Below are 26,312 nucleotides of genomic sequence, written 5' to 3'. Positions count from 1 at the left end.
TCATACCGGAGCGAGGGGCGGTTTTCCTTATTGCGGGTGAGAGGGATTGACGGGAGATTGAACGACCGTTTAGTGTGCTGTACATGCGTTCAGCATCCGACGATCTCACCGCACGGGCCCGCATCCGCGACGCCGCCATCCGCGCCTTCGCGCGCGACGGCTTCGATGCGACGAGCTTGCGCGCGATCGCCGCCGCAGCCGGCGTGAGCGCCGCGCTGATCGTGCATCACTTCGGCGATAAGAATGCGCTGCGCGCTGCATGCGACGACTACGTCGTGGCGGCCTTCATCGACGACAAGCACGAGCTGATCGAGGCGCCGACGACTGACCGCATCCGCACCGCTCTGCACGACCTCGAGCGCTACGGGCCGTACATCGACTACCTCGGCCGCATGCTCGGCGACAGCTCACCCGCAGCAGACCGGCTGTTCGACGAGATCGTGCAGGTCACCCGCGAGGTGCTCGACGAGCAGCGCCGCGCGGGGCTGCTCGTCGAGACGAGCGACCCCGAGATGACCACCCTGCTGATGGTGATGCTGGGCCTCGCGCCGGTGATGATGCGCACCCAGATCGGCCGCGCGCTCGGCGGCGACCAGCTCAGCCGCGCGGGCATGCTGCGCATGACCCTGCCGACGCTCGAACTGCTCACGCACGGGATCTATCGCGACTCCGCGTTCCTCGACGGAGCGCGCGAGGCCATGGCATCCGGAGAACCGGTATCGGACGGCACGGCATCCGGCGGCACGGCATCCGGCGGCACGGCATCGGACGAAGGAGAGACGTCATGAGTTCGGTCATCGAGATCACCGGGCTGTCCAAGCGCTTCGGGCGGCGCACCGCGCTGGACGGGCTGGACCTGCACATCCCGCCGGGCACGATCTACGGGCTGATCGGGCCGAACGGCGCCGGCAAGACGACCACTCTGCGCACGCTGCTGGACATCATCCGCCCCACCTCCGGACGGGTGCGCGTACTCGGCGAGGACCCGCGGCACGGCGGCGCGCGACTGCGCCGGCGCATCGGATACGTCCCGGGCGAGCTGCGCCTGGACGGACGCGTGACCGGGCACCGGCTGCTGTCGTTCTACGCCGGAGTGTCCGGCCCGGTGGAACGCGGGTATCCGGCCGAGCTCGCCGAGCGCCTCGGCGTGGACCTGACGCGGCCCGTGCGCAGCCTGTCGAAGGGCAACAAGCAGAAGGTGGGGCTGATCCAGGCGTTCATGCATCGCCCGGAGCTGCTCATCCTCGACGAGCCCACCAGCGGACTCGACCCGCTCGTGCAGCGCGAGTTCCTCGCGATGCTGCGCGAAGCCCGGGATGCCGGGCAGACCGTGCTGCTCAGCTCGCACGTGCTGAGCGAGATCCAGCAGGCTGCCGACGACGTCGCCGTGCTCGCCGCCGGTCGCATCGTCGCCGCGGGCGACGTCGCCTCGCTGCGCCTCGGCGCCGTGCGACATGTGCGGGTCTCGTTGGACGGGCCGGATCCGGATGCCGCGCAGCGGCGCTTCGCGTCGATCCCCGGCGTCAGCGGGCTGGAGGTCACGCCGCTCGCCGGCATCCTGCAGCTCAGCGCGACCGTCGAAGGCGCGATCGATCCGTTCGTGAAGGCCCTCGCGGAGGTCACCGTGCACGATCTGACGATCGAGGAGCCCGACCTCGAGGAGAGCGTGCTGCGGCTGTACGGCCCGGCCTCTCTCTCGCCGACACCCCCAGATCGTGCCGACACCCCCAGGTATGGACGTGCGCAGGCGGGGGTCTCGGCGGGAAGTAGGGGTATCGGCGCAGGCGGAGCGCGACGCCGGGGAGGTGCTCGATGAACGGCATCCTGCCGGTGTTCCGGCGCAGCATCCGGGAATCCTGGCGCGGTCTGGTCGGGTGGAGTCTCGGCATCGCGGCCGTGCTGTTCCTGTATCTGCCGCTGTACCCGAGCTTCGGGGCGAACGGCCAGCTCGAGGACATCATCAAGGCGATGCCGTCGCAGCTGATCCAGACGCTGGGATACGACCAGATCGCGTCGGGCGCGGGTTACACGCAGAGCACGTTCTACGGACTGATGGGCTTTCTGCTGCTGACGATTGCCGCGGTGCTGTGGGGCTCGGCGGCGATCGCGGGTGCGGAGGAATCGGGGCGGCTCGAGCTCGATCTCGCGCACGGCATCGGGCGCGTGCAGTACTCGATCGAGTCCGCGCTCGCGGTGCTCGTGCGACTGCTGTGGCTGGGTGCCTTCTCGGGAGCGGTCGTCTGGGCGCTGAACGGTCCTGCGGAGCTGGGCATCCATCCCCCGCACATCGTCGGGGCGGCGCTCGCGCTGACGGGGCTCGCCTTCCTCAGCGCGATGGCGGGGCTGTTCGCGGGGGCTGTCACGGGCCGCAAGGCGTGGGCGACGGGCGTCGCGGCGGCTGTCGCGGTGCTCGGCTACGTGTTCCAGGCGCTGGCGAAGCAGTCGAAGGACCTCGAGTGGCTGAACGCGCTGTCGCCGTGCGCGTGGGTGTATCACCAGCCGCCGCTGAAGAATGGCGTCGAGGTCGGCGGACTGCTGCTGACCTGGGGGATCGCCGTGGCGCTGGCCGTGGCATCCGCCTTCGCGCTGTCACGCCGCGACCTGCGCGGGTGAGGCGGTCTTTCGCTGCGAACTCGTGACGAGGGGTCAGAAAACGTCGGATGGGAGCGCACCCACCCGACACTTTTTGACCCCCCCACGACGGGGGCCGGTGGCATACAGCCCTACTCGGACGCTCTCATCGGTCAGACTTGACCCTGACACGGTGTGAGGCGGGAGAACGGGTACATGCTGTCCATCGGAGCGTTCGCGCAGATCGGCCAGGTGACCCACCGCATGCTGCGGCACTGGGACACCGCCGGCCTGCTCGTGCCCGCACACGTGGACGAATTCACCGGTTACCGCTCGTACGACCCGTCGCAGCTCGATCGACTGCATCGAATCGTGGCTCTGCGCCATCTCGGGTTCGGTCTCGAGCAGATCGCCGAGGTCCTCGAGGAGGGGATCGACACGACGCGCCTCGCTTCGCTGCTGCGCACGCGGCGGGATGCCGTCGAGCGCGAGCACAGGATCGCCACCGAGCGACTCGTCGACGTCGAGCGGCGGCTCCACGTCATCGAAAGAGAGAAGCGGATGTCATCTGCCGAGTTCATTGAGAAGTCCCTCCCCGCGGTGCGTCTCGCCGCGCGCTCGGCGACCGTGCCCGCCGAGGAGATCGGCTTGCATGTGGGGCCGATGTTCGATCTGGTCCAGGCCGCGTTGCCGGACCGGTGCGGTCTGCTCGAGACGCCGATCGCCGAGTACCGCTCGACGGATGAGGGCATGCATCTCACCGTCGGCTACGTCTACGCCGGAGCGCCCGTCGATGGCGTCGAGGTGATCGACCTGCCGGCGGTGGAGCGTGCCGTGTGCGGCATCCATCTCGGGCCGATGTCGGGCATCAGCGAGAGCTGGCACGCGTTGCACGCCGAGATGCTGGCGCGCGGCTTCGAGCCGTCCGGCCCGTGTCGGGAGCTGTACGTGCGCGCGGTCTCGGATGACCAGTCCGACTGGGTCACCGAGCTGCAGCAGCCGGTCCGCCGCGCCTGACGCCCGCCCGCCGGGACGCCCGCCGCGCCAAACGCCCGAGCGCCGAAGCGCCCACCCACCGAAACGCCCACCCCCTGGCTTCCGGTATGAGTTTCTGCCGCCTGCGCGCCGGATAGGCGACAGGAACTCATACCGGAGCGAGAAGCGGTTCTAAGCGGGGGGCGGGGGGGCGGGCGGGTCAGCGGAGAGGGTTGAAGGGGCGGATCTCGGGGGCGATCCGGCCAGTGGTGATCTGCTCGGCCAGCAGCTTGCCCGTGGCGGGGCCGAGCACGATGCCCCACATGCCGTGACCGCCGGCGACGTAGACGTTCGGCGCCTGCGTCGCGCCGACCAGCGGCAACCCGTCAGGGGTGACCGGACGCGAGCCGACCCACTCGTCCTGCCGGTCGTCGAGGTCGAGTCCGGTGAACATCTCGCGGGCCTGCGCGACGATCGCCTGCACACGACGCGGCTGGAACGGCTCGTCGGGGCGGCGGAACTCCATCGTGCCGGCGATGCGGAACCGGCCCTGGTACGGCGTGCACGCGATGCGCTGATACGGCAGATACACCGGATGCTCCTGCGGCACCGACGTGGCGACCGTGAACGAGTATCCGCGGCCGGCCTGCACCCGCGTGCGCACGCCGAGCTTGCGCGCGAGCGCCGGCATCCATGCGCCCGTCGCGATCACGACCGAATCCGCCTCGCGGCGCTCGCCGTTCGACAGCGTCACCACCGGCCGCCTGGTCGAGGACACGTCGGTGACCTCGTACCCGGTGATCAGTTCCGCCCCGCGCTCGACCACCGCGGCGCCGAGCGCCTCGACGAACGGCGCCGGCTCGAAGAACCGCTGCCCGTCCAGACGGTAGGCGTGGCGCACAGCATCCGACAGCACCGGCGCCAGCTCACGCGGGTTCTCGAGCCGCTCGAACGGCACATCCTGTCCGTGCCGGATCACGCCCTCGATCTCGTACAGGAACCCCTTTGCGTGGTCCTTCTCCTTGAAGCCGATCACGAACGGACCCTCGCGCGTCCACGACTGCACACCGCCGTCGAGGAGCTCGTCGAAGCACTCCAGCGCGATCCTGTCGATCGGCGTGAGGTCGGCCATCGTCCGATCCCAGGCGCGGTTCGTGCCGTGTGCGGCGAACCGGGCGAGGAACGCCCAGAGCCCGGCATCCACGCGGAACGGCACGTGCAGTGCGGCATCCGGATCCAGCAGCGCCTTCGGCCCGTAGGTCCACAGCCCGGTGTCGGCGAGCGGGATGGTCTTGCCCGGCGTCAGCCACCCGGCATTGCCCCACGACGATCCCGCGGCGATGCCGACGCGGTCGATGACCGTGACCTCGACACCGCGCTCCTGCAGATGCCATGCCGTGGCGAGACCCACCATCCCGGCACCGACGATGATCGTTCGCGTCATTGCGTCCTCCTGAGAATGCTGCGCGTGGGCGCGGGAAAACACCCACTACCTGCGATTATGCGGATCCCGCGCAACGGCGGGCGCGAGACCGAAGAATCTGCGTAGAATCGCGGAGAAGCGGTGGGAATCTTCACCCCGGATCGAGGAAGTGCCCCGGTGCCCATGGAAAATTCGACGTCAGCGCACGCGCATCTGGATGCCGTCGACCGCACGATCCTGTCCGAGCTCAGCCGCAACGGGCGCATCTCGAACACCGACCTCGCGGCACGCGCCGGCATCGCGGAGTCGACCTGCCTGAAGCGGGTGCGCGCCCTGCAGGCGAATGGGGTGATCGTGGGCTTCCACGCCGAGATCTCGCCGGCCGCGCTGGGGCTGCACCTCGAGGCGCTCATCACCATCCGCCTGCACGCGCACGCGCGCGGCGACCTGCGCCGCTTCCAGACCTACCTCGAGCAGCTCCCGGCCACTCAGCGGGTGTACTTCCTCGCCGGGGATCGCGACTTCCTCGTGCACGTGGCGGTGCCGGATGCCGGTGCGCTGCGCGAACTGGTGTCGGACACGATCAGTCTGCAGCCCGAGGTGGCATCCACCAGCACCAGCCTGATCTTCGCCCAGGCGGCGGGCACCCGCGGCCTCTGAACGCGGCAATGCGCGGCCTGGCGCGCGGCCTCTGAACAGGCCGCGAGCGCGCGACGCCGCCGCCCCAGCCGAAGAACGTCCGACGGCACGCCGAGGGCGGGCCGGATGGCATCCGACCCGCCCTCGTTCCCGAACTCCGCCGAGTCGGGCTGCGCCGACCTCAGTCGCTCGTGATGTTCTCGTAGGCGCGCTCCGCGGCCTTCTGCGCATCCTTCAGCGCGTCCTCCGGCGACTTGTCACCCAGCAGCGCGGCGGTGATCGCGTTGTTCAGCTCGTTCTGGATCTCCTGCCCCGCGGGCGAGGAGCCGAAGGACTGGCCGTAGTCGACCACGTCGTAGTACGTGGCGATCACCTGGTCGAAGCCCGCGTTGCCGCTGTCGACCACCCACTTCTCGCGGATGGCCTTATCGGCCTCCGGCGAACCGGTGAACAGGCCCGTGTTCACGCCGCCGTCGGCCTTGCGGGTCTCGGCACGCGCCTCGCCCGCCGCCATCCACGCGTCGTCGGAGGTGAGGTCGACCATCCACGCGCAGGCGGCGGCGGGGTTCTTCGCGCCGACCGGCACGACGAACGAGGTGCCGGATGCCACCGAGAACGGCTCTCCGTCCGCTCCGCGGAACGGCACCGCCTCGAGCTGGAGCTGGTCCATGTACGGCGAGAGCACGTTCGGGTACCACTGGGCGTTCACCTGCGCGCCGACCTGGCCGGCGACGAACTGGTTCTTGTCGCCGAAGGTGTCGAACGAGTCGGTGAAGCTCTTCACGGCCGCATAGCCGCCCTGCGCATCGGTGATCTTCTTGAGCATCTCGACGCCGGCGACGTTCTTCGGGTCGTCGAGGGTCGGCTTGCCATCCTCGTCGTTGAGCTGTCCGCCCATGCCGAGGATCCACAGCCCGCTCTGACCGGTGGCCATCGGGTCGAACCCGAGCCGGGTCGGCACGCCGCCCTTCTCCTGGTAGATCTTGTCGATCGCGCCGAGCAGCACGTCCGGCTTCGAGGTGTCGATCTCCTCGGACTTCACGCCCGCCTCGTCGAGCACCTTCTTGTTCACCAGGATGGCCGGCGGCTGGTAGAACTGCGGCACCGCCCAGATCGCGTCGTCGTAGGTGACATCGTCGATGACGAAGGGATACCAGTGGTCGCGCGGCGAGACGTCCTGCTCCTTCAGGCACTGGTCCAGCGGCATGATCAGGCCCTGCGCGGCGTATGTCGTGACGTAGCGGCGGTCCATCTGCACGACGTCGGGCACGTCGCCGCTGGCGATGCGGGTGGTGAACTTCTGCGCGTCGAACGCCGTGGCATCCAGGTCGATCTTGAGCCCGTCCAGCTGTTCGGCCGCGTAGTCGAGGCGGGACTGGCCGACGTCGTCGGCGTTCTCGAAGCCCCATGCCTTCAGTGCGCCGGTCGGCTTGGCGCCCCAGTCGACGTCGGCGGCCATGTCCTCGGCGTCGCCGCCTCCGCCGCAGCCCGTCAGCACGACCGCGGATGCCGCGAGCATCGCGGCGACTCCCAGAATGCGCTTTCGCATGTCTTTCCCTTTCGTCGGGCGGGGCCTCGTTCAGCGAGGGCTCCGCCTGTGTCCTGCTCTGTGATCCTCTTGGTGGTGATGGTGGTGTGGTGGTGGTGTGGTGCCGTATCAGGTGAGAGTCGATGATGTGCGGTGCGCCGCCGGGCGTCCGTCAGCCCTTGCGCCCCTGGGTGGCGACGCCCTCGATGAAGTAGCGCTGACCGAAGGCGAACAGGATGAGCATGGGCAGCGTGACGATCAGCGACGCCACCATCACGTACTGGTAGTCGCCGTGGCCGCCCGCGGTGGGGCTGTACTTCGTCATCGCGTAGGCGATGCCCAGCGGAGCGGTGAAGTCGTCGATCGAGCCGGCGTTGAGGTAGATCAGCGCGGCGTACAGGTTGTTCCAGCTGGCCTGGAACTCGAAGAGGAAGACGATGATGAACGACGGCACCGACAGCGGCATGGCGATGCGCCAGAACAGGCCCCAGTAGCTGCATCCGTCCAGCCGCGCCGCCTCGAACAGCTCGCGCGGCAGGCCGAGATAGAACTGCCGCTGCAGGAAGATGTAGAAGGCCGAGCCGAACAGGTTCATGCCCCACAGGGGCACCCAGGTGCCCAGCAGCCCGGTCTCCTTCCAGATCAGGTAGATCGGGATCATCGTCACGGCGCCGGGCAGCATCATGGTCGCCAGCACGAGGCCGAACAGCATCCCGCGTCCGGGGAACTTGAAGTACGCGAAACCGAACGCGACGATCGAGCTCGAGATCGCCACGGCACCCGCGGCCAGAACGGCGATGGCGACGCTGTTCCACAGCCAGCTCATCAGCGGCAGCTGGTTCCACACCTCGACGTAGTTCTCGGGGACGAACGTCCTCGGGATCAGCGCGTTGTCGAACACCTCGCCGCGGGGTTTGAAGCTCGCCGCGAGCAGCCACGCGAAGGGGTACAGGAAGAGCAGACCGAAGCCGATCAGCACGATCGTGAGGATGATCCGCGCGGCGAAGCTGCGCGGCTGGGCGAGGCTGCGTCGCCACTTCGAGCGGTGGGGCACTGTCGCGACGACCGTCGAGGGGTCGCGGCGGTCTCGACGGGCGCCGCGGTCGTCGAGACCGCGCGGGTCGCGGCGCTCGGGGCCCTCGGATCGCTCGGATTCCTCGTGGCGGGACGCGTCGCGCGGCGGTGCCGACATCATCGGTCTCCCTCGTAGTAGACGAACCGGTTGCCGAACTTCACCTGGATGACCGTGATGACCATGATGATGACGAACAGCAGCCAGGCCATCGCGGCGGCGAAACCGAAGTTGAACTGGCGGAATGCCTGCTGGAACAGATAGATCGCGTAGAAGAGCGACGCCTCGGGCGAGGAGTTGCTCTGGTCGCGCCAGAACAGCAGATACGCCTGATCGAAGATCTGGAACGCGGCGATCGAGAGCACGATGACGTTGAAGAACATCGCCCCCGAGATCATCGGCAGCGTGATCGAGAAGAACTTGCGCGCGCTGCCGGCACCGTCGAGGGATGCCACCTCGTACAGCTCGGTGGGTACGGTCTTCAGCGCGGCGAGGAAGATCACCATCGTGCCGGCGACCGTCCACAGCGTCATGATCACGATGCTCGGCTTGACCCAGGCCGGGTCGACCAGCCACTGCGGGCCGTTGATGCCGAACAGTCGCAGGAACTCGTTGATCACGCCGGTGTTGCCGTTGAGAAGAAGGAAGAACACCGCCGCCGTCGCCACCGCCGGGGTCATCTTGGGCAGGTAGTACAGGGTGCGGAACACCCCGGCGCCGCGGCCGACGCGATTGAGCAGCAGGGCGAGCACCAGCGCGAAGACGATCTCGAGCGGAACCGCCATGACCACGTAGAAGAGCGTGTTGCTCAGCGAGACCATCACCCGCGGGTCGTCGAACAGGCGCGCGTAGTTGTCGAAGCCGACGGGGCGTGCGCTGTTGGTGGCGAGGTTGTAGTTGCTGAACGAGATGTACAGGCTGTAGATCATCGCGCCGGCGGTGAAGACGAGGAAGCCGATGATCCACGGCGTGATGAACAGGTACCCGGCGATCGCCTCGCGCTTGTTGTAGTGATCGCGTGCGGGCTTCGGGCCGCGCCGGAACCAGCGCCTCTTCTTGATCGTCTCGGCCTGGACGGGCACGACCGCCTCCGGCGAGCTCGTGACGCTCATCGCCGCGCCCCACCGAAGACGCGCCCGCGCGCGAGCGAGCGCGCGCCCCGGCGCGCGACGCAGACTCTGAGCCACTCTTCCATGCCCTGCACTCTATGCAGAATCTCAGCTTCTCGAAGGCCCCTTGTCAGGGTCGGAGAAGCAGTGCATGATTAGCGGATCCCTGTACTTTTCCTAGAAGCGCTTCTTCTCGGCCCTGATCAGGGCGGATATCCATAGCACCGCTCCGGGCCGTTCCCATGGTGGCCCGCCGAGAAGCGCGGGTACTCGCGGCGTCAGCCGACGCGCACCTCGAACCCGGCATCCGTGAGCTCCTCGCGATGCGCATCGGTCACCGCCGCGTCGGTGATGACGAGGGGGAACAGCTCCGCGCCGCCGACGTGCGCGAACGCCGCCCGGCCGATCTTGCTCGCGTCGGCGACGATCGCCGCGCGCGCGCCGCGCTGTGCCATCAGGCGGTTCACTGCGGCCTCGGCCTCATCGTGAGTGGTGGCCCCGGATGCCGCCGAGAGGCCGTTCACGCCGATGAAGGCGAAGTCGAGGCGGATGCCGCCCAGCAGCTGCTCCACGAAGGGCCCGACCAGCTCGAAGCTGCGGGCGTGGATCACCCCGCCGGTGACGACGACCTTGAACTCCGGGCGCATGGCCAGCTGCGCGGCGATGTTCACGGCATTGGTGACGACCGTGAGTCCGTGCTCGGCGAGGTCGTCGCGCGCGGCGAGCGCGGTGGCGATGGCATTGGTGGTGGTGCCGCCGGAGAGCCCGACGACCCAGCCCGGCTCGACGAGCGATGCCGCGAGCGCGGCGATCTGCTCCTTCGCACCGGTGCCGTGGTGGCTGCGATAGCGGATCGGCAGCTCGTAGGCGACCGACTGCGCGACCGCGCCGCCGTGCGTGCGGGTGAGCAGGCGCCGCTCGGCGAGGCTGTCGAGGTCGCGGCGGGTGGTGGCCGGCGACGCGCCGAACTGCTCGACGAGCTCGTCCACGCTCACCTCGCCCTGCGCGGCGAGCAGGTCGAGGATCGCGGACAGGCGCGCGGCGCGCTTCATCAGTCCTCGGCCAGGGCGAACAGGCGCAGCATCCGGGCCGCCTCGGCGGCGACCGCCTCACGGGCGGGCACGAGGTACTTGCGCGAATCGACGAGCCGCTCGTCGGCGGCCAGGGTCTCGCGGATCGCGCGGGTGAAGAACCCGTTCAGGTGCGTGGAGACGTTGATCTTCGTCATCCCGGCGCGCACGGCCTGCGTGATGACCTCGTCGGCCACCCCCGATGAGCCGTGCAGCACGAGCGGCACGTCGGTGCCGTTGCGACCGATACCACGCAGGGCGCTCTTGAGCCGCTCGATCAGGGCGATGTCGAGCGCGGCGGAGCGGTCGAGCATCGCGTGCGACGAGCCGACGGCGACGGCCAGCGAGTCGACGCCGGTCGCCTCGACGAAGGCGCGCGCCTCGTCGGGGTCGGTGCGCACACCGGGTGCGTGCGCACCGTCCTTGCCGCCCACCTCGCCCAACTCGGCCTCGATGTAGACGCCGGCGGCGCGGGCGCGTGCCGCCACGTCGGCGGTGAGCGCGACGTTCTGCTCGTAGTCGAGCTTGCCGCCGTCGAACATCACCGACCCGAAGCCGAGCGCGATGGCCTCGTCGACCAGCTCGGGGCGCTCGGCGTGGTCGAGGTGCACCGCGACGGGAGTGGACGCTCGGCGGGCGACGGCGAGGGTGGCCCACCCGATCGGCTCGAGACCGCCGTGGTAGTCCGCGCAGTTCTGCGAGATCTGCAGGATGACCGGCAGCTGTGCGCGTTCGGAGGCGGCGACCAGCGCCTCCGCCGTCTCGAGGTGGATGACGTTGAACGCACCCAGCCCGGTGCCGGCGGCGGCCGCGTCGTGCATGAGTTCGCGGGCGGAGACGAGGGTCATCGGGGTTCCTTCGGGTGGGTCGGCGGCGAGACTTGCGTTGCAGCAGGGGACGGGACGTCGGAGCGCACGTCTCGTGCGGGAACGGGAGTCTCGAGGGTGGCGGAGGGCAGGCGCGTGACCGTGAGCGCGCGCTCGAGGTCGGGCCAGGACGGGTGGATCTCGCCGGCGAGCGGCATGAGCACCGCGGCGGCCGACCAGGCCGTCGCGCGGCGCAGGATCTGCTCGGGGTCGCGGATGCCGGCGTCGAGCAGCACCGCGCACGCCGCGACGCCCGCGTCGCCGGCGCCGGTGGGATTGCCGCGCAGGCTCTCATCGAGACGGGCGTGCAGCACCTCGACCGCCGGGGCGGCGGCGGACGCCCCGGATGCCTGGTCGACGGATACCGGATCAGCGGGTGCCGGATCAGCGGGGGAGACGGCGAGCATGCCGTCGACGCCCAGCGAGAGCAGCACCAGGCGCGCGCCGCGGCGGATCAGCTCCCGGGCGCCGTCGATCGGATCGTCGAGCCCGGTGGCATCCCGCAGCTCGTGCTCGTTGGGCTTGAGCACGGCCGCACCGGCGTCTGCCGCGGCGAGCAGCGCCGGGCCGGAGGTGTCGACGATCACCTCCACCCCCGCCGCGCGCCCGAGCGCGATGAGCGACGGCAGCACGTACGCCGGAGTGTGCGGCGGCAGGCTGCCCGAGATGACCAGCACCCCGGCTCGCGACTGGGCGACGGGTGACGAACCAGTGGCCGACACGCCAGATGTCGGACCGGATGCCGTGAAGGGTCCGACATCTGGAGTGTCGGCCCCCGAAGGCCATCCTGCAACCCCGCCGGTGACCCCCAGCTCGCGGGCCACGGCCGCGTGCAGGGCCTGCCATTCGGCATCCGTCGGCGCGACGCCGCGCTCGTTGACGATCGTGGTGTCGCCCAGCGCCTCGTCGACGAGGGCGATGCTGCGCCGCGTCGCGCCGGCCACCGACACCAAAGCGTGCGGTACGCCCGATGTGGTCAGCTCCTCACCGAACTCCGCGCCGGTCGTACCGCCCGCGGTCGTCACGGCACGCACCCGCGCGCCCTCGGCATGCGCCACGCGGGCCACGTTGAGCCCCTTGCCGCCGGCGCGTGCGCGACCGGCGTCGGCGCGATGCGTGCCGCCGACGACCAGCGCGTCGACGTGCCAGGTGAGATCCAACGCGGGGTTGGGGGTGACGGTGATGATCATGCCTGCTCCTCCGCCGCTTCCCGTGCGCGCAGCGCCGAGCCCAGCAGACCCGCATCGCCGGAGAGCTGTGCGGGCACGAGCGCGGGGATGCGGTGGAAGCTCAGTCGCTCGGCCAGCCGGGCGCGCAGCTCGTCGAACAGCGCGCCGCCCGCCTGCGAGAGCCCGCCGCCGATGACGACCGCCTCAGGCGCGATGACCGCGGCGAGCTGTGCGATCGAGAGGGTGAGGGCGTCCAGCGCCTCGTCCCAGATGCGCGCGGCGGTCGCGTCGCCGGCGCTCGCGCGCGCGATCACCTCGCGCGCGCCGTCAACCGGCTCGCCGGTGGCATCCGCGTAGCGACGGGCGATCGCCCCGGCCGAGGCGATCGCCTCGAGGCATCCCCGCGCCCCGCACGGGCAGGGCCATTCGCCCAGCGGGGAGTGTCCGATCTCTCCGGCATAGCCGCCCGCCGTGTGCGGGCGGCCGTCGATGATCAGCGCGCCGGCGATGCCGGTGCCGATGATCAGCACCACGACGTCGGTGTAGTCCTGCGCGCCGCCGAGCACGTGCTCGGCCCAGCTGGCCGAGCGCACGTCGTGGTCGAAGGCCACCGGCAGGCCGAAGCGCGTCTGCGCGAGCTCGCGCAGGGGAGCATCGCGCCAGCCGAGGTTGCTGCTGAACACCGCCACCCCGCGCTCGGGATCGACGATGCCCGGCACGACGAGACCGACCGCCTGCGGCACGACATCCGGATGCTGCACCCGCAGCTCCTCCGCCAGCTCCGCCAACCTCTCGATCAGGCGGGACGGGCTGTCGTCTCCGCCCGCCGGGGTCGGCGTGCGCCGCAGCCCGAGCGCGACCCCGCCGGCGTCGAACAGCGCCGACTTGATGTCGGTGCCACCCACGTCGAAGGCCAGCACGGGCGCACCGGCGCCGATCTGCGCGGCGCCGATGGCGTCGACGGCCGTCTCAGCGGCGGCGCCGAGGGCGCCCTCGGCGGTGTCGGGTGCGGACATGGGCGGGTGCGTTCAGTCGGCGAGGATGACCGAGCGGGTGAGGTTGCGCGGCTGGTCGGGGTCGAGCCCCTTCGCCAGCGCGCGGTCGAGCGCGACGCGGTGCAGGCGCACGAGGTCGGCCATCGGGTCGATGGCGTGCTGGACGAAGCGGGCACCCGTGGCCTCGACCTGCGCCTCGAGCCCGCCGGGGGCCCCGCCGAACTGCCAGGTGATGCGTCCGGGGGCGGCGATGGCGATCGGGCCGTGGCGGTACTCCATCGAGCTGTACGACTCGGTCCACGACTGCGACGACTCGCGCATCTTCAGGGCGGCCTCGTGGGCGAGGCCCATGGCCCAGCCCATGCCGAGGAAGCTGTACTGCTCGGCCTCGCCCAGCGCGGCGTCGTCCGTGCCGTCGAGCACGGCCTGGGCGTCGGCGATGACCGGGTCGAGGTCGGCGCCGGTCGCGGCGCGGAACAGCGCGAGCGCGGTGGTCGCGAAGCGGGTCTGCACGACCGAGGTCTCGTCGGCGAACGGCAGCGCGATGACGGTGTCGGCGAGCTCGACCAGGGGGGAGGTGTCGTCGCCGACGACGGCGACGACCGGCGTCTTGCCCTTGACCCGCTCGGTCAGCTCGAGCACCTCGGTGGTGGTGCCGGAGCGCGTGAGGGCGACGATTGCGTCGTAGTCCCGCCCGAACGGGAACTCGGATGCCGTGAAGGCATCGGTCTCGCCGTGCCCGGCACTCTCGCGCAGCGCGGCGTACGACTGCGCCATGAACCAGGAGGTGCCGCAGCCGACGACGGCGATGCGGGCACCGGATGCCGGCAGCTGCGCCTGCTCGGCGCGCATACCTGCGGCGCGCGCCCAGGTCTCGGGCTGCGAGGTGAGTTCTGCGCGCATGTGCGCGCCGGCGGTGTCAGTCATGAGCGTCTCTCCCGAATGCGTTTTTCTGATCGTTATGCAGGAATAACGCTCAGACTACCGCATTCTTCCCGCAGCGGCAGCGCGCAGCGGACGTCCCCCCTCAGCGTCCCTCCGCGGCCTCGGTGTGATGGCGGATGACCTCGGCGACGACGAAGTTGAACCACTTCTCAGCGAACTCCGGGTCGAGGTGCGCCTCTTCGGCGAGGGCGCGCAGGCGCGCGGTCTGCTGCTCTTCGCGGCCGGGATCAGAGGCGGGCATCTCGTGCTCGGCCTTCAGCCGGCCGACCTGCTGCGTGCAGCGGAACCGCTCGGCGAGCATGAAGATCAGGGCCGCGTCGATGTTGTCGATGCTCGCGCGCAGGCGCAGCAGTTCAGCGCGCGCTGCGTCGGCGCGCGCGATGTCGGTGCTCACGGCGTCAGGGGCGCGGGGCGCCGGCGCGCCCGGCATCCGTGTCGTCGTCCGGGTAGGCGCCGTCGGTGTACTCCCCCTCGGCCCCCTCCGGAATCCCGGCGCCGGGCGACGCGTGCGCGTGCTCGGCGTCGGTGTACTCGCCTTCCTCATGCTCGAGGTGCCCGCCGACGCGCTCGTGGACGCGCGGCCCCTCGGAGTAGTCGCCGTCGGTGTAGGCACCCTCCTCATGGTCGGTGTGGTCCACGACGCGATTGTGAACGCTCGTGCCCTCGGGGTACTCCCCGTCGGTGTAAGAGCCCTCAGCAGGTTCGGGAATGTCGTGTGCGTGCTCGTTGGACATCGGATCCTCCAGGTGGTGGTCGTGGCTCTCACGATAGTCAACCCCTGCGGTCGCTGTCCGGGTGGATGACATCGTCGCCATAGAGTGTTCGCCATGAGCACCGAAGAACCTTCGCGCGCGAGCGTCGAGGCGCAGACCGGTTCCGCCGGCCCCGGGCCGATCGAGCCGACCGTGGAGGCGGAGGCCGCACAGCATCCGTCTCCGGCCGACGCGCCGCCCCCGCGCCGCTCGATCTGGACGCGCATCGACCGTCCGTTCCGCCTCGGGTTCCTGGTGACCCTGGGCGGGCTGGCAGCGATCCTGGTCGCCCTGGCCCTCACCAGCCTCTCGACCGTGCTCGTGTACGTCGCCTTCGCGCTGTTCGCCGCACTCGGGCTGAACCCCGCCGTGCGACTGCTGGAACGGCGCGGACTGTCGCGCGGGCTGAGTGTGGCGATCGTCATCGTCGCCCTCGTCACCGCGGTCGGGCTCGTGCTGGTGATGATCGTGCCCGTGGTGGTCGAGCAGATCGCCTCGTTCGTGAAGTCCGTGCCGAAGGTGGTCGACGACTTCACCCACACCGACCTGTACGCGCTGCTCGAACGGCAGTTCGGCGACCAGATCGGCAGCCTCCTCTCCGACGGGCAGAAGCTGCTCACCGACGGCAAGACGCTCACGGCCCTGGGTGGTGGTGCGCTGAAGGTGGGCACCTCGATCGCGGCGGGGATCTCGGCGTTCGTGATCGTCTTCGTGCTCACGCTGTACTTCGTGGTCGGCCTGCCCGCCATCATCACCTCGATGCTGCGGCTGGTTCCGGCGCGCAAGCGCAGCCAGACGCGCAGCATCGTCATGCAGATCACCGAATCGGTGGGTGGATACGTGCAGGGCATGGTGATCCTCGCGTTCGCGAACTCGATGGTCGCGCTGCTGCTGTACGTGCTGCTCGGCCTGCCGTTCCCGCCGCTCATGGCGGTGGTGGCCTTCCTGGTCACGCTGATCCCGCTGGTGGGGCCGCTGCTGTTCCTGGCGATCGGCACGGTGACCGCGCTGCTCGCCGATCCGCTGCACGCACTCATCTTCGGCGTCGTCTACCTGATCTACATCCAGATCGAGGCATACGTGCTCACGCCGCGGGTGATGAACCGCACGCTCTCGGTCCCGGGCCTGCTGGTGGTGATCGGAGCGCTCGTGGGCGGCACGCTGCTCGGTCTGCTGGGTGCGCTGGTGGCGGTGCCGGCCACGGCATCCCTGCTCATCATCCTGAACCAGATCTTCATCCCGCGTCAGGACGCGCGCACCTGACTCGCGCGTCGCCCGACACGACGGAGGGGTGGCCGGGCGCGCAGCCCGACCACCCCTTGCGTCGTTCAGATCAGATGAGGTCGTTGTCCTTCAGCCACGCCTTCGCGATGTCGGAGGACGACTTCTGGTCGGCGGTGGACTGCACGTTCATCGCGACGAGGTCGTCGACGCCGAGCTCGGCGCTGACCTCGTTGATCACATCGCTGATGCTGTCGGCGATCTCCGCCGACGCGATCGGGACGACGTTCGAGGCGAGGATCATGTTCTCGGGGTCTTCCAGAGCGACGATCTCCTCGGTCTGGAAGGCCGGGTCGGCGCTGTAGATGTCGGCCACCTGGACGGTTCCCGCCAGCAGCGCGTCGAGGGTGCCCTGTCCGGTCGCCGAGAACTTCAGGTCGACGCCGTAGGTCTTTTTCGCGCCCGCCGGCCCGTACGGGCGCTGCTCGAACTCGGGGGCCGCGCCGATCGTGGCCGGCTCGCTGAGCGAGGACAGGTCGCCGATCGTGGTCAGCTTGTTCTCGTCGGCGAAGGACTTCAGCACCGTATAGGTGTCCTGGTCGCTGGCTTCCGCGTAGTCGAGCGCCGTGAGCTCCTTCGGCAGCGCCTTCTGCAGCGCCTCGTAGACGTCGTCAGGGCTGGTGGCGGTGGCGCTGTCGTCGAGGTACTCGAGGAGGTTGCCGGTGTACTCGGGGAACAGGTCGATGCGACCCGCCTCGACCTCGGGCATGTAGGCGTCGCGCTGGCCGATGTTGAACTTGCGCTCGACGGTGAAGCCGGCGTTCTCCAGCGCCTGCGCGTAGATCTCAGCGATGATCTCGTTCGAGTAGTAGGCCTGCGAGCCGATCACGACGGTGTTGCCGCTGCGGTCGACGCCGGTGTCGGCGGTGGGCTCGTCGAGCGGGTTCGCGCTGGCGCCGCAGCCGGCGAGCGCGAGGGCGGCGACGAGCGCGGCCCCGGTGGTGAGTGCTGTGCGGGTCTTGCGATGTGCGGACATGTCTGGCCTTTCGGTGGGGATCATGCGGAAGCGGATGCCGCGCGGCGCGCCCGCGGCGTCGAGGTGGAGGTGCCGGATGCCGGTGCGCGCAGCCCGGTGGGAACAGCCGCCTTCTGGGCGAGGGCCATCAGCAGATCGACGAGGAGGGCGAGCACGGCGACGAGGATCGCCCCGCCGAGCACCTGGTCGAAGCGGCGCAGCGGGATGCCCTGGATGATCGGCCAGCCGAGTCCGCCGAGATTGACGTAGGCGGCGATCGTCACGGTGGCGATCACCTGCAGCAGCGCGGAGCGCAGTCCGCCGACGAGCAGCGGCATCCCGAGTCGCAGCTCGACCTTGGTGAAGATCTGCCACTCGGTCATGCCCATCGCCCGTGCCGCATCGATCACGCGCCGGTCGATCGCCTCGAGGCCGGTGTACGCGCCGGCCAGCAGGGACGGGATCGCGAGCAGCACGAAGGTGATGACCGCCGCGAGCGGTGTCTGCACGATGCCCAGCACGAGCACCAGCAGCACGAGCAGACCGAACGAGGGGATGGCGCGCGCGGCGCCGGAGATGGCGACGGCGATCTCACGGCCGCGGCCGGTGTGCCCGATCAGCCAGCCGGCCGGCAGGGCGATCACCGCGGCCACGGCGACGGAGACGATCGTGTAGAGCAGGTGCTGTGCGAGCAGGGTGGGCAGCGCGTAGGTGCCGGTCAGCCGCTCGGGGGAGAAGAGCCAGGTGAACGCGTCGAGGAAGAGGTTCATGCGCCCACCTCCGCCGTCAGCCTTCCGGTCTCGGTGCGGGCGGCGTCGTCGCGGGTCGAGTCGCCGGCATCCGTCCGCTCGCCGCGACTGCGGCCATTGCTGCCGTTGCGGCCGTTACGGGAGGCGGCGCGTGACCGCGTCCAGGGCATCAGCCCTCGACCGGCGAGGATCAGCAGCAGATCGACCACCAGGGCGATGACGACCACGGCGACGACACCGGCGAGCACCTCGGGGATCAGCCGGCGCTGCTGGCCGTTGGTGAACAGATAGCCGAGATTGGTGACGCCGATCAGGATGCCGACCGTGGCCAGGGAGATCGTGGACACGGCCGTCACCCGCAGACCGGCGAGGATCACCGGTCCGGCGAGGGGCAGCTCGACCGTCCAGAACCTGCGCTGCGGGGCGTAACCCATCGCCGTCGCGGCCTGACGCACGTCCGGGTCGACGGAGTCGAGACCATCGGCGACGGCGCGCACGAGGATCGCGATCGCGTAGATCGTCAGCGCCGCCATGAGGTTGGTCTCACTGATCACCGAGTAGCCCAGCGCAGCGGGCAGCAGGATCAGCAGCGCGAGCGAGGGGATCGTGTAGAGCAGCCCGGTGAGCACGATGATGGGTCCGCGCACCAGGCGGTAGCGCCAGGCCACCCAGCCCAGGGGCACCGAGAGCACGAGCCCCAGCACGATCGGGATGATGCTCTGACGCAGGTGGATGACCGTCAGCTCGGCGATGAGCCCCAGGTTGTCCACCACCCAGTTCATGCGGCCTCCCCCGGCTTCGGATCGGGCGACTCGGCATTCACCAGCCGTCCCTGCGTGCGCCCCTCGGAGTCCACCACGACCGTGCCGTGCGGCGTCTGCTTCACCTGCAGAGCGCGCCGCCCGCGCTCCGCGCCGATGAACGCCTCGACGAACTCGTCGGCGGGGTTCTCGATGATCTCGCTGGGGCTGCCGACCTGCACGATGCGTGCGCCGCGGTCGAGGATGACCACCTGGTCGCCGAGCAGGAACGCCTCGTCGATGTCGTGGGTGACGAACACGACGGTCTTGTCGAGCTCGTCCTGCAGCCGCGCGAGCTCGCGCTGCAGATCGGCGCGCACGATCGGGTCGACCGCGCCGAAGGGCTCGTCCATGAGCAGGATGTTCGGGTCGGCGGCGAGGCCGCGCGCCACACCGACGCGCTGCTGCTGACCGCCGGAGAGCTGGCTCGGGTAGCGGTCGGCGAGCGACTGGTCCAGGCCCACGGTGGTGAGCATCTCGCGAGCGCGCTCGTGCGCCTCGCGCCGGGCGACGCCGGTCAGCCGCAGCACCGTCGCGACGTTGTCGAGCACGGTGAAGTGCGGCATCAGGCCAGAGTTCTGCATGACGTAGCCGATCCGGCGTCGCAGCGCGACGGGATCGCCGCCGAGCACGCTCTCGCCGTCGATCTCGACCTCTCCCGAGGTGGGCTCGACCATGCGGTTGATCATGCGCAGCAGCGTGGTCTTGCCGCATCCCGACGAGCCCACGAACACCGTGGTCTGACGGGAGGGAAGCACGAGGCTGAAGTCCTCGACGGCGTGCGTGCCGTCGGGGAAGGTCTTGGTGACCGATCGGAACTCGATCATCAGCCGGACGCGGCCCTCGTCAGCGGGGCGGTTCGGATTCCTGCGGGGACAGCTCTCATGCACGTACCTCCTGGCGTCTTCTCGAGCGTAAGGGACGGCGACGACATCGCAACCGGTTCGCGCGCACTGTTGCCCCTGTCGATGGTTCGGCGCCGAGGCGGCAGCGGATTGGCATCCGCTCCGCTCGCCTCTGCGTCACGCGGACTGCCTGCCGTACTGCTCGAGCAGGCGCAGCCACACCTCGCTCATGGTCGGGTAGGCGGGCACGGCGTGCCAGAGTCGGCTGAGGGGCACCTCGCCGACGACGGCGACGGTGGCGGACTGCAGCATCTCGGCGACGTCCGCACCCACGAACGTCACGCCCAGCAGCACCTCGCGTGCCGTGTCGACGATCATCCGCGCCTGTCCGCGGTACCCGTCCGCGTGCAGGCTCGCGCCGGCGACCGATGCGAGGTCGTAGTCGACGACCTCGATCTCGGGGCCGGCCGCGCGGGCGGCATCCGCGGTGAGGCCGACAGAGGCGACCTCAGGCTCGGTGAACACCACCTGCGGCACGGCGCCGTGATCCGCTGTCGCGACGTGACGGCCCCACGGCTGATCGGCGATGACCTCGTCTCGCGAACGCGCGGCGATGACGTCCCCTGCGGCGCGCGCCTGGTACTTGCCCTGGTGGGTCAGCAGCGCACGGCCGTTGACGTCGCCGACGGCGTAGAGCCAGTCCACTCCGGGCACGCGCATGGTGTCGTCGACGTCGATCGGCTTCCCGGGCTCGAGGCCGACCGTCTCGAGGCCGATGTCGGCGCTGCGTGGTGCCCGCCCGGTCGCCGCGAGCACCTCGCTGGCCGTGACCTCGCTGCCATCACCGAGGGTGAGCGTGACGGTGTCGCCCTCGCGGTGCACGGCGGTGGTTTCGGTGTGCAGGCGCACGTCGACGCCGAGATCGCGCAGGCCGTCGGCGACCTGCTCGCCCGCGAACGGCTCCATCCGCTCGAGCAGACCGCCACGGGCGATGAGGGTGACCGTCGATCCGAGGCCGGCGTAGGCGGTCGCCATCTCGACCCCCACGACCCCGCCGCCGATGATCGCCAGCGAGGCCGGCACCTGCTCGGCGCTCGTCGCCTCGCGGCTCGTCCATGCGCCGGCGTCGGCGAGTCCGGGGATGGGTGGGACCGTCGCCTTCGATCCGGTGGTGATGGCGACCGCATACCGCGCGCGGAGCACCCGCTCGCCGTCGTCGGTGTCGACCGTGACCTCGCGCTCACCGCTGAGCCGGCCGCGACCGCGTACGAGGGCGATGCCGGCATCCTGCAGCCACTCGACCTGGCCCTGATCCGACCAGTGCTCGGTGAACTCGTCGCGCCGTGCGAGCACGTCGGCGGGGACGAGCTCGCCGCCGACGACGCCCTTGACGTGCTGCGCGGCGTGCAGGGCCTGCGGTGGACGCAGCAGCGCCTTCGACGGCATGCACGCCCAGTACGAGCACTCTCCGCCGACCAGCTCGCTCTCCACGATGACCGCGGTCAGCCCGCCCTGCACCGCGCGGTCGGCGACGTTCTCGCCGACGGGACCGCCACCCAGCACGATCAGGTCGTATTCGTTGTCCATCCGGTCAGTCTCGCCCAGGGGCGCGGGAAGCGTCACGGCCTTGACGCTTCGTCGCCGATGGTGCAGAACTCCGGAGAATCTTCCGTGGAACGATGGCTGAGTGCAGAATCGGGTCCTGCACGGCCTCGATCTCCGGAGTTCTCGACCACCGATCGGCGGGCGACTCAGCGGGCGGGCAGGATCATGGTCGGAGTCGGCGCCGGGGTGCTGTGCCGCACGTCGCGCGGAGCGCCGGTGCGCTCGTCGATGTCGACCGCGCTGACCGTGTTCGAGCGCTGTCCCGCCACGAGCAGCGTGCCCTGATAGACCAGGTGATGCCGCGGCCAGTCGACGCCGGAGTCGGCGAGCGCGAGCGGCTCGAGCACGTCACCGCCGCCGCGCACGCGGAGAGCTGCGAGGGTGTTGCTGCCGCGCAGCGCCGTGTACAGGGTGTCGCCATCACGGGAGACCGCGAGCTCGGCGGCGAGATCCACGCCGATCTGGGCGATCGGCGAGGCGGGGACCGCGGCCCGCAGACCCCAGCGCCCGTCGCGCGCACACGCGAGGGTGAAGATCTCGCAGGAGTACTCCGTGACGACATGCAGGTGCCCGCTGGGATGCAGCAGCATGTGGCGCGGCCCGGTGCCGCGCGGAAGGACGACCTCGTGATCGAGCGCCAGCCCGCCCGGCTGGGCCGCTGAGCGGTTCTGGGCCCCTGAGCCTGCCTGGATCCCTGAGCCGGTCTGGGTCCCTGAGCCGGTCTGGGTCCCTGAGCCGGCCTGGGTCCCTGAGCCTGCCTGGACCCCTGAGCCTGTCGAAGGGCGCCAGATCCGCACCAGATCGAGGCCGGTGTCGGTGGTGGCGATGCGGCCATCGGGCAGGAACACGGCCTGATGCGCGTGCGACCCGCGCAGCTCCTCGCCCGCCGGCGTCGGATGCGGGTCGCGGGCGGCATACGAATCGGGGGCCGACACTCCGGATGTCGGACGGTCTGCGGCATCCGGTCCGACATCTGGCGTGTCGGCCCCCGGAACGGAACCGCACCCGCGCAGCTCCCCGAACAGTGCGGCGCGCAGCGCAGCCGCCCGGTCTGCTGCTGCCGGCACAAGAGACCCGTCGCCGGCGATACCGAACGCCACCACACGGCCGTCGCCGTAGCAGCTGGCCACCAGCATCCGTCCCGCGGGCGAGACGGCGAGGTGACACACGCCGGCCCCGGCCGCGAGGGGTGCACCGAGCGGCCGCAGCGACGCCTCACCGTCCCGGGCGAACGCCTGCACCTGCCCCTCACCCTCCAGCGCGGCGTAGACGACGTCGCGCGCCGGGTGCGCGGCGAGCCACGACGCAGACGCCACATGCGCCGCCACACCGCGGAAGCGCAGCGTCGACGGCCCGCCGCCGGCATCCGTCGCAAGCACCCCGATGCCCTCGGCGTCACCCGACATGTCAGCGCCGTACCCGCCGACCCAGAACCTCGTCATGCTGCCTCCTCTCCCCCTCTCCCTACTCTCCCCCTACGTCGAGAGCACGGTATCTCGCCGGGTGCACGGGATCTTCACGCGAACGAGCCGCGCACTCGGCGAGGTCCCGTGCTCTCGACGAAAGGAAGGATGGGAAAGCCCGTGACGGGTCAGTCGATCAGGTCGTGGCGCACGATCACCTGGTCGCGGGCGGGGCCCACGCCGATCACCGAGATGCGGGTGTTGCTCATCTTCTCGAGGGTGAGCACGTAGTCGCGCGCGTTCTGCGGCAGGTCCTCGAACGTGCGGGCGGTGGAGATGTCCTCGCTCCAACCCGGGAAGTTCTCGTAGATGGGCTTCGCGTGGTGGAAGTCGGTCTGGTTGACCGGCACCTCGTCGAAGCGCGTGCCGTCGACGTCGTAGGCCACGCACACCGGGATCTGCTCGAGCCCGGTCAGCACGTCGAGCTTGGTGAGCACGAGGTCGGTGATGCCGTTCACCCGCGTCGCGTACCGAGTGATGGGCGCGTCGTACCAGCCGGTGCGGCGGTCGCGGCCGGTCGTGGTGCCGTACTCGAAGCCGGTCTTGCGCAGCCACTCGCCCATCTCGTCCTCGAGCTCGGTGGGGAACGGGCCCGATCCGACGCGCGTGGTGTAGGCCTTGACGATGCCGACGATGCGGTCGAGCCGGTTCGGTCCGACGCCGGATCCGGATGCCGCACCCGCGGCCGTCGCGGTCGAGGACGTCACGAACGGGTAGGTGCCGTGGTCGATGTCGAGCATGGTGGCCTGACCGGCCTCGAACACGACCACCTCGCCGCGGCCGAGTGCCTCGTCGACCAGGTGCCCGGTGTCGGCGACCAGCGGGCGCAGTCGCTCGGTGTACGAGAGCAGGTCGTCGACGATCTCGTCGACCGTGATCGCGCGGCGGTTGAACACCTTCACCAGCAGGTGATTCTTCTGATCGAGCGCGCCCTCGACCTTCTGGCGCAGGATGTTCTCGTCGAACAGGTCCTGCACGCGGATGCCGACGCGGTTGATCTTGTCGGCGTAGGCCGGTCCGATCCCGCGGCCGGTGGTGCCGATGCGGCGCTTGCCGAGGAAGCGCTCGGTGACCTTGTCGAGCGTGCGGTGGTACTGCGTGATGATGTGCGCGTTGGCGCTCACCTTCAGTCGCGAGGTGTCCACCCCGCGTGCGTCGAGTCCATCGAGTTCGTGGAAGAGCACTTCGAGGTCGACCACGACGCCGTTGCCGATCACCGGGTTGACGCCGGGACTGAGGATGCCGGAGGGCAGCAGATGCAGGGCGTACTTCTCGTCGCCGATGACGACGGTGTGCCCGGCGTTGTTGCCGCCGTTGAACTTGACGACCCAGTCGGTGCGCTCACCGAGCAGGTCGGTCGCCTTGCCCTTGCCCTCGTCGCCCCACTGGACGCCGACGATCACGATTCCTGGCATGGGTGTACCCCCTGGTACTGCACGCTGTTCGCCGGGTTTGCACCGGCCGATGAGCTGGCCCGATCGGGCGTGACCATCCTATCCGAGGGCCTCCGACGCCCCTCGGGCCGTCGGCGTGAACCGGATCGGGAAGCGCACCGGCCCGGTGTTGCCCGACACCGGCAGCCATTCGCCGGGGCCGTCGGGCACGGCATCCGGCATCCGCTGGGCGAGCAGCGGCAGCGCGACCGACATGTCGGTGCGGGCGACGAAGTGCCCGAGGCAGTGGTGGATGCCGCCGCCGAAGCCGGAATGCAGGGGGCGATCGGTGACGGTGATGTCGAAGTCCGACTCGGCGCCCATCCGCGCGGGGTCGGTGCCGATCGCGTGCGAGAGCACCTGCACGATGCCGCCCTTCGGCACGTGCAGCCCGTTCAGGTCGACGTCCTCGATCGCCTCGCGGGTCACCCAGGTGACGGTGGGGTTCACGCGCATCACCTCCTCGACGGCTGCCGCACCGAGCTCCGGTCGCTCGGCGAGCAGGCGCCACTGGTCGGGGTGCGCGAGGAAGGTCTGCAGGGCGAGCCCCAGCTGGTTGCGCGTGGTCTCCATGCCGGCGAAGGCGAGGAAGACGAGCGCGACGCTGAGCTCGCGTCGGGTGAGCGGCGACTCGCCGGCGGCATCCGGTTCGGTCGCGTGCGCCTGCACGAGGGTGGTGACGAGATCGTCCTTCGGATGCCGCAGGCGCGCCTCGACGACCTGCTCGATGTATCCGGTGAGACCCTTCAGCGCCGCCTCGATGCGCGGCAGGTCGTGGCGGACGTTGATGCCGAACGACTTGCCGAGGTCGTCGGCCCAGTGCGCCACCTGCGGCCACTCGTCATCGGGCAGGCCGAGCAGCAGGCAGAGGATGCGCGAGGAGTACGGCTCGGCGAACTCCGACACGAACTCGACCTCGCCACGGGCCGCGAAGCCGTCGATCAGCTCGTTCGCGAGCGCCTGGAACTGCGGCCGCATGGCCTCGATCGTCTTGTTGCGGAACGCCGGGCCGAGCAGTCGCCGCATGCGCAGGTGGTCGGTGCCCTCGATGCTCAGCAGCGTCTCGGTCCACCACTGCTGCCAGGGGCCCTCGTGGATGCCGTTCTGCGCCGGCCAGCGGGCGTTGCCCTGCTGGAACCTGCGGTCCTTCAGCAGGGCGGTGCCCTCGTCGTAGCGCAGCACCGCCCAGCCGTACGGCGTCTCGGCGTACCAGTTGTCGTCGCGGGCCTCGTGCACGCGGTCGCCGTTCACGTCGAAGGACGTGTCGGCGAGATCGAGGAACGGCACTGTGCTCATGGCGCGAGCATAGCGAGCACTGGCCGGATGCCGGGTGCGGCGCTCAGACCACCCGGGCGCAGGTGCCGGTCACCGTGCCGGTGACCGTGTTGCCGTCGCCGTTCGCCTGCACGCCGTCGGCGCAGCGCAGATCGCCGCCCACGGTGTTCTTCACCAGGGTGGCGTTGCGGCCACCCGCGATCTCGAGCGCACCACCGATGGTGGAGAGCTTCACGACGACCCCGCCGCGTGCCGTGGCCGTCACGTCGCCCGTGACAGTGGAGTCGGTGACGACGACCTGCTGCGCGCCGGCATCGACGGTGACCGAGCCGTCGACCGTCACGCCGATGAGCTTGACAACCTGGAATCCAGTGAACGAGAGGTCGCCGGTGACGCTCGCACCCTCGAGCACGCAGACGTCGTCCTCGTCGGCGACGGACTGCTCGGCGCACAGCTGCTCGGCGCTGATCGGCGCCGTGGGGGCACCCGTCTGCTCCGTCTCGGCGGAAGCGCTCGCGGAGGCACTCGGTGAAGCAGTCGCGCTCGAGGACACCACGGCAGGCGACTCCGACGCGGTCGGGGCGGCCGGGGCGCAGCCGGCGAGGGCGACGCCGGCGATACCGGCGATGAGCAGAGTGCGCAGGGTGCGGCGCATGGAGATCCTCCAAGAATGTATCGAAGATGGGATGCCGACGCGGTCCGCGGGACGGGACACTTTCGCATGTCGGAAGGCATCTTCCACCATGCTCCTGCGCCCCGGGCTTGTCAAAAGAGACGGCGGTTACGCTGGTG

The 26,312-nt window shown here is 70.1% G+C and carries 26 protein-coding genes; 6 read left to right on the top strand and 20 right to left on the bottom strand.

From position 1 onward, the window contains the following. The first annotated feature begins 83 nt into the window (after window positions 1–83). The 4 genes from WFG93_RS02890 (at window position 84) to WFG93_RS02875 (ending at window position 3,588) form a co-directional block, all read left to right on the top strand. Complete coding sequence (locus WFG93_RS02890; protein ID WP_336644808.1) at window positions 84–788, top strand: TetR family transcriptional regulator; 705 nt, start codon at window positions 84–86, stop codon at window positions 786–788. Then, on the top strand, window positions 785–1,816 hold the full coding sequence (locus WFG93_RS02885; protein ID WP_336644807.1) for an ABC transporter ATP-binding protein: 1,032 nt from the start codon (window positions 785–787) through the stop codon (window positions 1,814–1,816). The genes WFG93_RS02890 and WFG93_RS02885 overlap by 4 nt, the downstream gene beginning before the upstream one ends. After that, the gene (locus WFG93_RS02880; RefSeq protein ID WP_336644806.1) at window positions 1,813–2,613 is read left to right on the top strand and encodes an ABC transporter permease subunit; all 801 of its coding nucleotides are present in this window, start codon (window positions 1,813–1,815) and stop codon (window positions 2,611–2,613) included. The genes WFG93_RS02885 and WFG93_RS02880 overlap by 4 nt, the downstream gene beginning before the upstream one ends. A 174-nt stretch (window positions 2,614–2,787) precedes the next feature. Beyond that, window positions 2,788–3,588: a MerR family transcriptional regulator gene (locus WFG93_RS02875; protein ID WP_336644805.1), complete on the top strand. Its 801-nt coding sequence runs from the start codon at window positions 2,788–2,790 to the stop codon at window positions 3,586–3,588. Window positions 3,589–3,766: 178 nt separating this feature from the next. Here WFG93_RS02875 and WFG93_RS02870 read toward each other — a convergent pair whose 3' ends face one another. After that, the gene (locus WFG93_RS02870) at window positions 3,767–4,990 is read right to left on the bottom strand and encodes an NAD(P)/FAD-dependent oxidoreductase (RefSeq protein WP_336644804.1); all 1,224 of its coding nucleotides are present in this window, start codon (window positions 4,988–4,990) and stop codon (window positions 3,767–3,769) included. Between the two features lie 162 nt (window positions 4,991–5,152). Here WFG93_RS02870 and WFG93_RS02865 point away from each other — a divergent pair, with 162 nt between their 5' ends. After that, on the top strand, window positions 5,153–5,629 hold the full coding sequence (locus WFG93_RS02865; protein WP_336644803.1) for an Lrp/AsnC family transcriptional regulator: 477 nt from the start codon (window positions 5,153–5,155) through the stop codon (window positions 5,627–5,629). A 160-nt stretch (window positions 5,630–5,789) separates the two neighbouring features. On the opposite strand, the gene WFG93_RS02860 is transcribed toward WFG93_RS02865, so the two are convergent. The 10 genes from WFG93_RS02860 to WFG93_RS02815 all read right to left on the bottom strand — a co-directional run bounded on the left by WFG93_RS02860 (window position 5,790) and on the right by WFG93_RS02815 (window position 15,096). Beyond that, window positions 5,790–7,157 carry an ABC transporter substrate-binding protein gene (locus WFG93_RS02860; protein WP_336644802.1) on the bottom strand — a complete coding sequence of 456 codons (1,368 nt, stop codon included), beginning with the start codon at window positions 7,155–7,157 and terminating at the stop codon, window positions 5,790–5,792. Window positions 7,158–7,308: 151 nt separating this feature from the next. Continuing rightward, on the bottom strand, window positions 7,309–8,331 hold the full coding sequence (locus WFG93_RS02855; RefSeq protein ID WP_336644801.1) for a carbohydrate ABC transporter permease: 1,023 nt from the start codon (window positions 8,329–8,331) through the stop codon (window positions 7,309–7,311). Then, the gene (locus WFG93_RS02850; protein WP_336644800.1) at window positions 8,328–9,320 is read right to left on the bottom strand and encodes a carbohydrate ABC transporter permease; all 993 of its coding nucleotides are present in this window, start codon (window positions 9,318–9,320) and stop codon (window positions 8,328–8,330) included. Before WFG93_RS02850 ends, WFG93_RS02855 begins: the two co-directional genes overlap by 4 nt. Before the next feature lie 275 nt (window positions 9,321–9,595). Beyond that, the gene (locus tag WFG93_RS02845; RefSeq protein WP_336644799.1) at window positions 9,596–10,369 is read right to left on the bottom strand and encodes a DeoR/GlpR family DNA-binding transcription regulator; all 774 of its coding nucleotides are present in this window, start codon (window positions 10,367–10,369) and stop codon (window positions 9,596–9,598) included. After that, on the bottom strand, window positions 10,369–11,235 hold the full coding sequence (locus WFG93_RS02840; protein WP_336644798.1) for a class II fructose-bisphosphate aldolase: 867 nt from the start codon (window positions 11,233–11,235) through the stop codon (window positions 10,369–10,371). The genes WFG93_RS02845 and WFG93_RS02840 overlap by 1 nt, the downstream gene beginning before the upstream one ends. Continuing rightward, a complete protein-coding gene (locus tag WFG93_RS02835) occupies window positions 11,232–12,443 on the bottom strand; it encodes a 1-phosphofructokinase family hexose kinase (RefSeq protein WP_336644797.1) in 1,212 nt (403 codons plus the stop codon). Before WFG93_RS02835 ends, WFG93_RS02840 begins: the two co-directional genes overlap by 4 nt. Continuing rightward, on the bottom strand, window positions 12,440–13,438 hold the full coding sequence (locus tag WFG93_RS02830; protein WP_336644796.1) for an ROK family protein: 999 nt from the start codon (window positions 13,436–13,438) through the stop codon (window positions 12,440–12,442). The genes WFG93_RS02835 and WFG93_RS02830 overlap by 4 nt, the downstream gene beginning before the upstream one ends. 12 nt (window positions 13,439–13,450) lie before the next feature. Then, the gene (locus WFG93_RS02825; RefSeq protein WP_336644795.1) at window positions 13,451–14,344 is read right to left on the bottom strand and encodes an SIS domain-containing protein; all 894 of its coding nucleotides are present in this window, start codon (window positions 14,342–14,344) and stop codon (window positions 13,451–13,453) included. A gap of 100 nt (window positions 14,345–14,444) precedes the next feature. Further along, window positions 14,445–14,792 (bottom strand): chorismate mutase, encoded by a 348-nt coding sequence (locus WFG93_RS02820; protein WP_442928221.1) that lies wholly within the window; start codon window positions 14,790–14,792, stop codon window positions 14,445–14,447. Further along, window positions 14,761–15,096: a hypothetical protein gene (locus WFG93_RS02815; protein ID WP_336644793.1), complete on the bottom strand. Its 336-nt coding sequence runs from the start codon at window positions 15,094–15,096 to the stop codon at window positions 14,761–14,763. Before WFG93_RS02815 ends, WFG93_RS02820 begins: the two co-directional genes overlap by 32 nt. A 93-nt stretch (window positions 15,097–15,189) precedes the next feature. Here WFG93_RS02815 and WFG93_RS02810 point away from each other — a divergent pair, with 93 nt between their 5' ends. Continuing rightward, window positions 15,190–16,377, top strand: coding sequence for an AI-2E family transporter (locus WFG93_RS02810; protein ID WP_336644792.1), 1,188 nt, complete (start codon window positions 15,190–15,192; stop codon window positions 16,375–16,377). A 70-nt stretch (window positions 16,378–16,447) separates the two neighbouring features. On the opposite strand, the gene WFG93_RS02805 is transcribed toward WFG93_RS02810, so the two are convergent. The 9 genes from WFG93_RS02805 to WFG93_RS02765 all read right to left on the bottom strand — a co-directional run bounded on the left by WFG93_RS02805 (window position 16,448) and on the right by WFG93_RS02765 (window position 26,175). Next, window positions 16,448–17,371: an ABC transporter substrate-binding protein gene (locus WFG93_RS02805; protein WP_336644791.1), complete on the bottom strand. Its 924-nt coding sequence runs from the start codon at window positions 17,369–17,371 to the stop codon at window positions 16,448–16,450. A 20-nt stretch (window positions 17,372–17,391) separates the two neighbouring features. Further along, window positions 17,392–18,120, bottom strand: a complete 729-nt coding sequence (locus WFG93_RS02800) for an ABC transporter permease (RefSeq protein ID WP_336644790.1) — start codon at window positions 18,118–18,120, stop codon at window positions 17,392–17,394. Beyond that, window positions 18,117–18,881, bottom strand: coding sequence for an ABC transporter permease (locus WFG93_RS02795; RefSeq protein WP_336644789.1), 765 nt, complete (start codon window positions 18,879–18,881; stop codon window positions 18,117–18,119). The genes WFG93_RS02800 and WFG93_RS02795 overlap by 4 nt, the downstream gene beginning before the upstream one ends. Beyond that, window positions 18,878–19,726 carry an ABC transporter ATP-binding protein gene (locus WFG93_RS02790; RefSeq protein ID WP_336644788.1) on the bottom strand — a complete coding sequence of 283 codons (849 nt, stop codon included), beginning with the start codon at window positions 19,724–19,726 and terminating at the stop codon, window positions 18,878–18,880. Before WFG93_RS02790 ends, WFG93_RS02795 begins: the two co-directional genes overlap by 4 nt. 195 nt (window positions 19,727–19,921) lie before the next feature. After that, window positions 19,922–21,331, bottom strand: coding sequence for a dihydrolipoyl dehydrogenase family protein (locus WFG93_RS02785; protein ID WP_336644787.1), 1,410 nt, complete (start codon window positions 21,329–21,331; stop codon window positions 19,922–19,924). A 164-nt stretch (window positions 21,332–21,495) separates the two neighbouring features. Next, complete coding sequence (locus WFG93_RS02780) at window positions 21,496–22,791, bottom strand: lactonase family protein (protein ID WP_336644786.1); 1,296 nt, start codon at window positions 22,789–22,791, stop codon at window positions 21,496–21,498. Window positions 22,792–22,940: 149 nt separating this feature from the next. Next, the gene (locus WFG93_RS02775; protein WP_336644785.1) at window positions 22,941–24,227 is read right to left on the bottom strand and encodes an adenylosuccinate synthase; all 1,287 of its coding nucleotides are present in this window, start codon (window positions 24,225–24,227) and stop codon (window positions 22,941–22,943) included. 78 nt (window positions 24,228–24,305) lie between these two features. Continuing rightward, window positions 24,306–25,541, bottom strand: a complete 1,236-nt coding sequence (locus WFG93_RS02770) for a cytochrome P450 (protein WP_336644784.1) — start codon at window positions 25,539–25,541, stop codon at window positions 24,306–24,308. 43 nt (window positions 25,542–25,584) lie between these two features. Further along, complete coding sequence (locus WFG93_RS02765) at window positions 25,585–26,175, bottom strand: hypothetical protein (RefSeq protein WP_336644783.1); 591 nt, start codon at window positions 26,173–26,175, stop codon at window positions 25,585–25,587. Between the last annotated feature and the right edge of the window lie 137 nt (window positions 26,176–26,312).

The organism is Microbacterium sp. USHLN186, assembly GCF_037145155.1.
Classification (GTDB): domain Bacteria; phylum Actinomycetota; class Actinomycetes; order Actinomycetales; family Microbacteriaceae; genus Microbacterium.
Note: the sequence above shows the minus strand (reverse complement) of the source record. Positions and strands in the feature narration are given on the sequence as shown.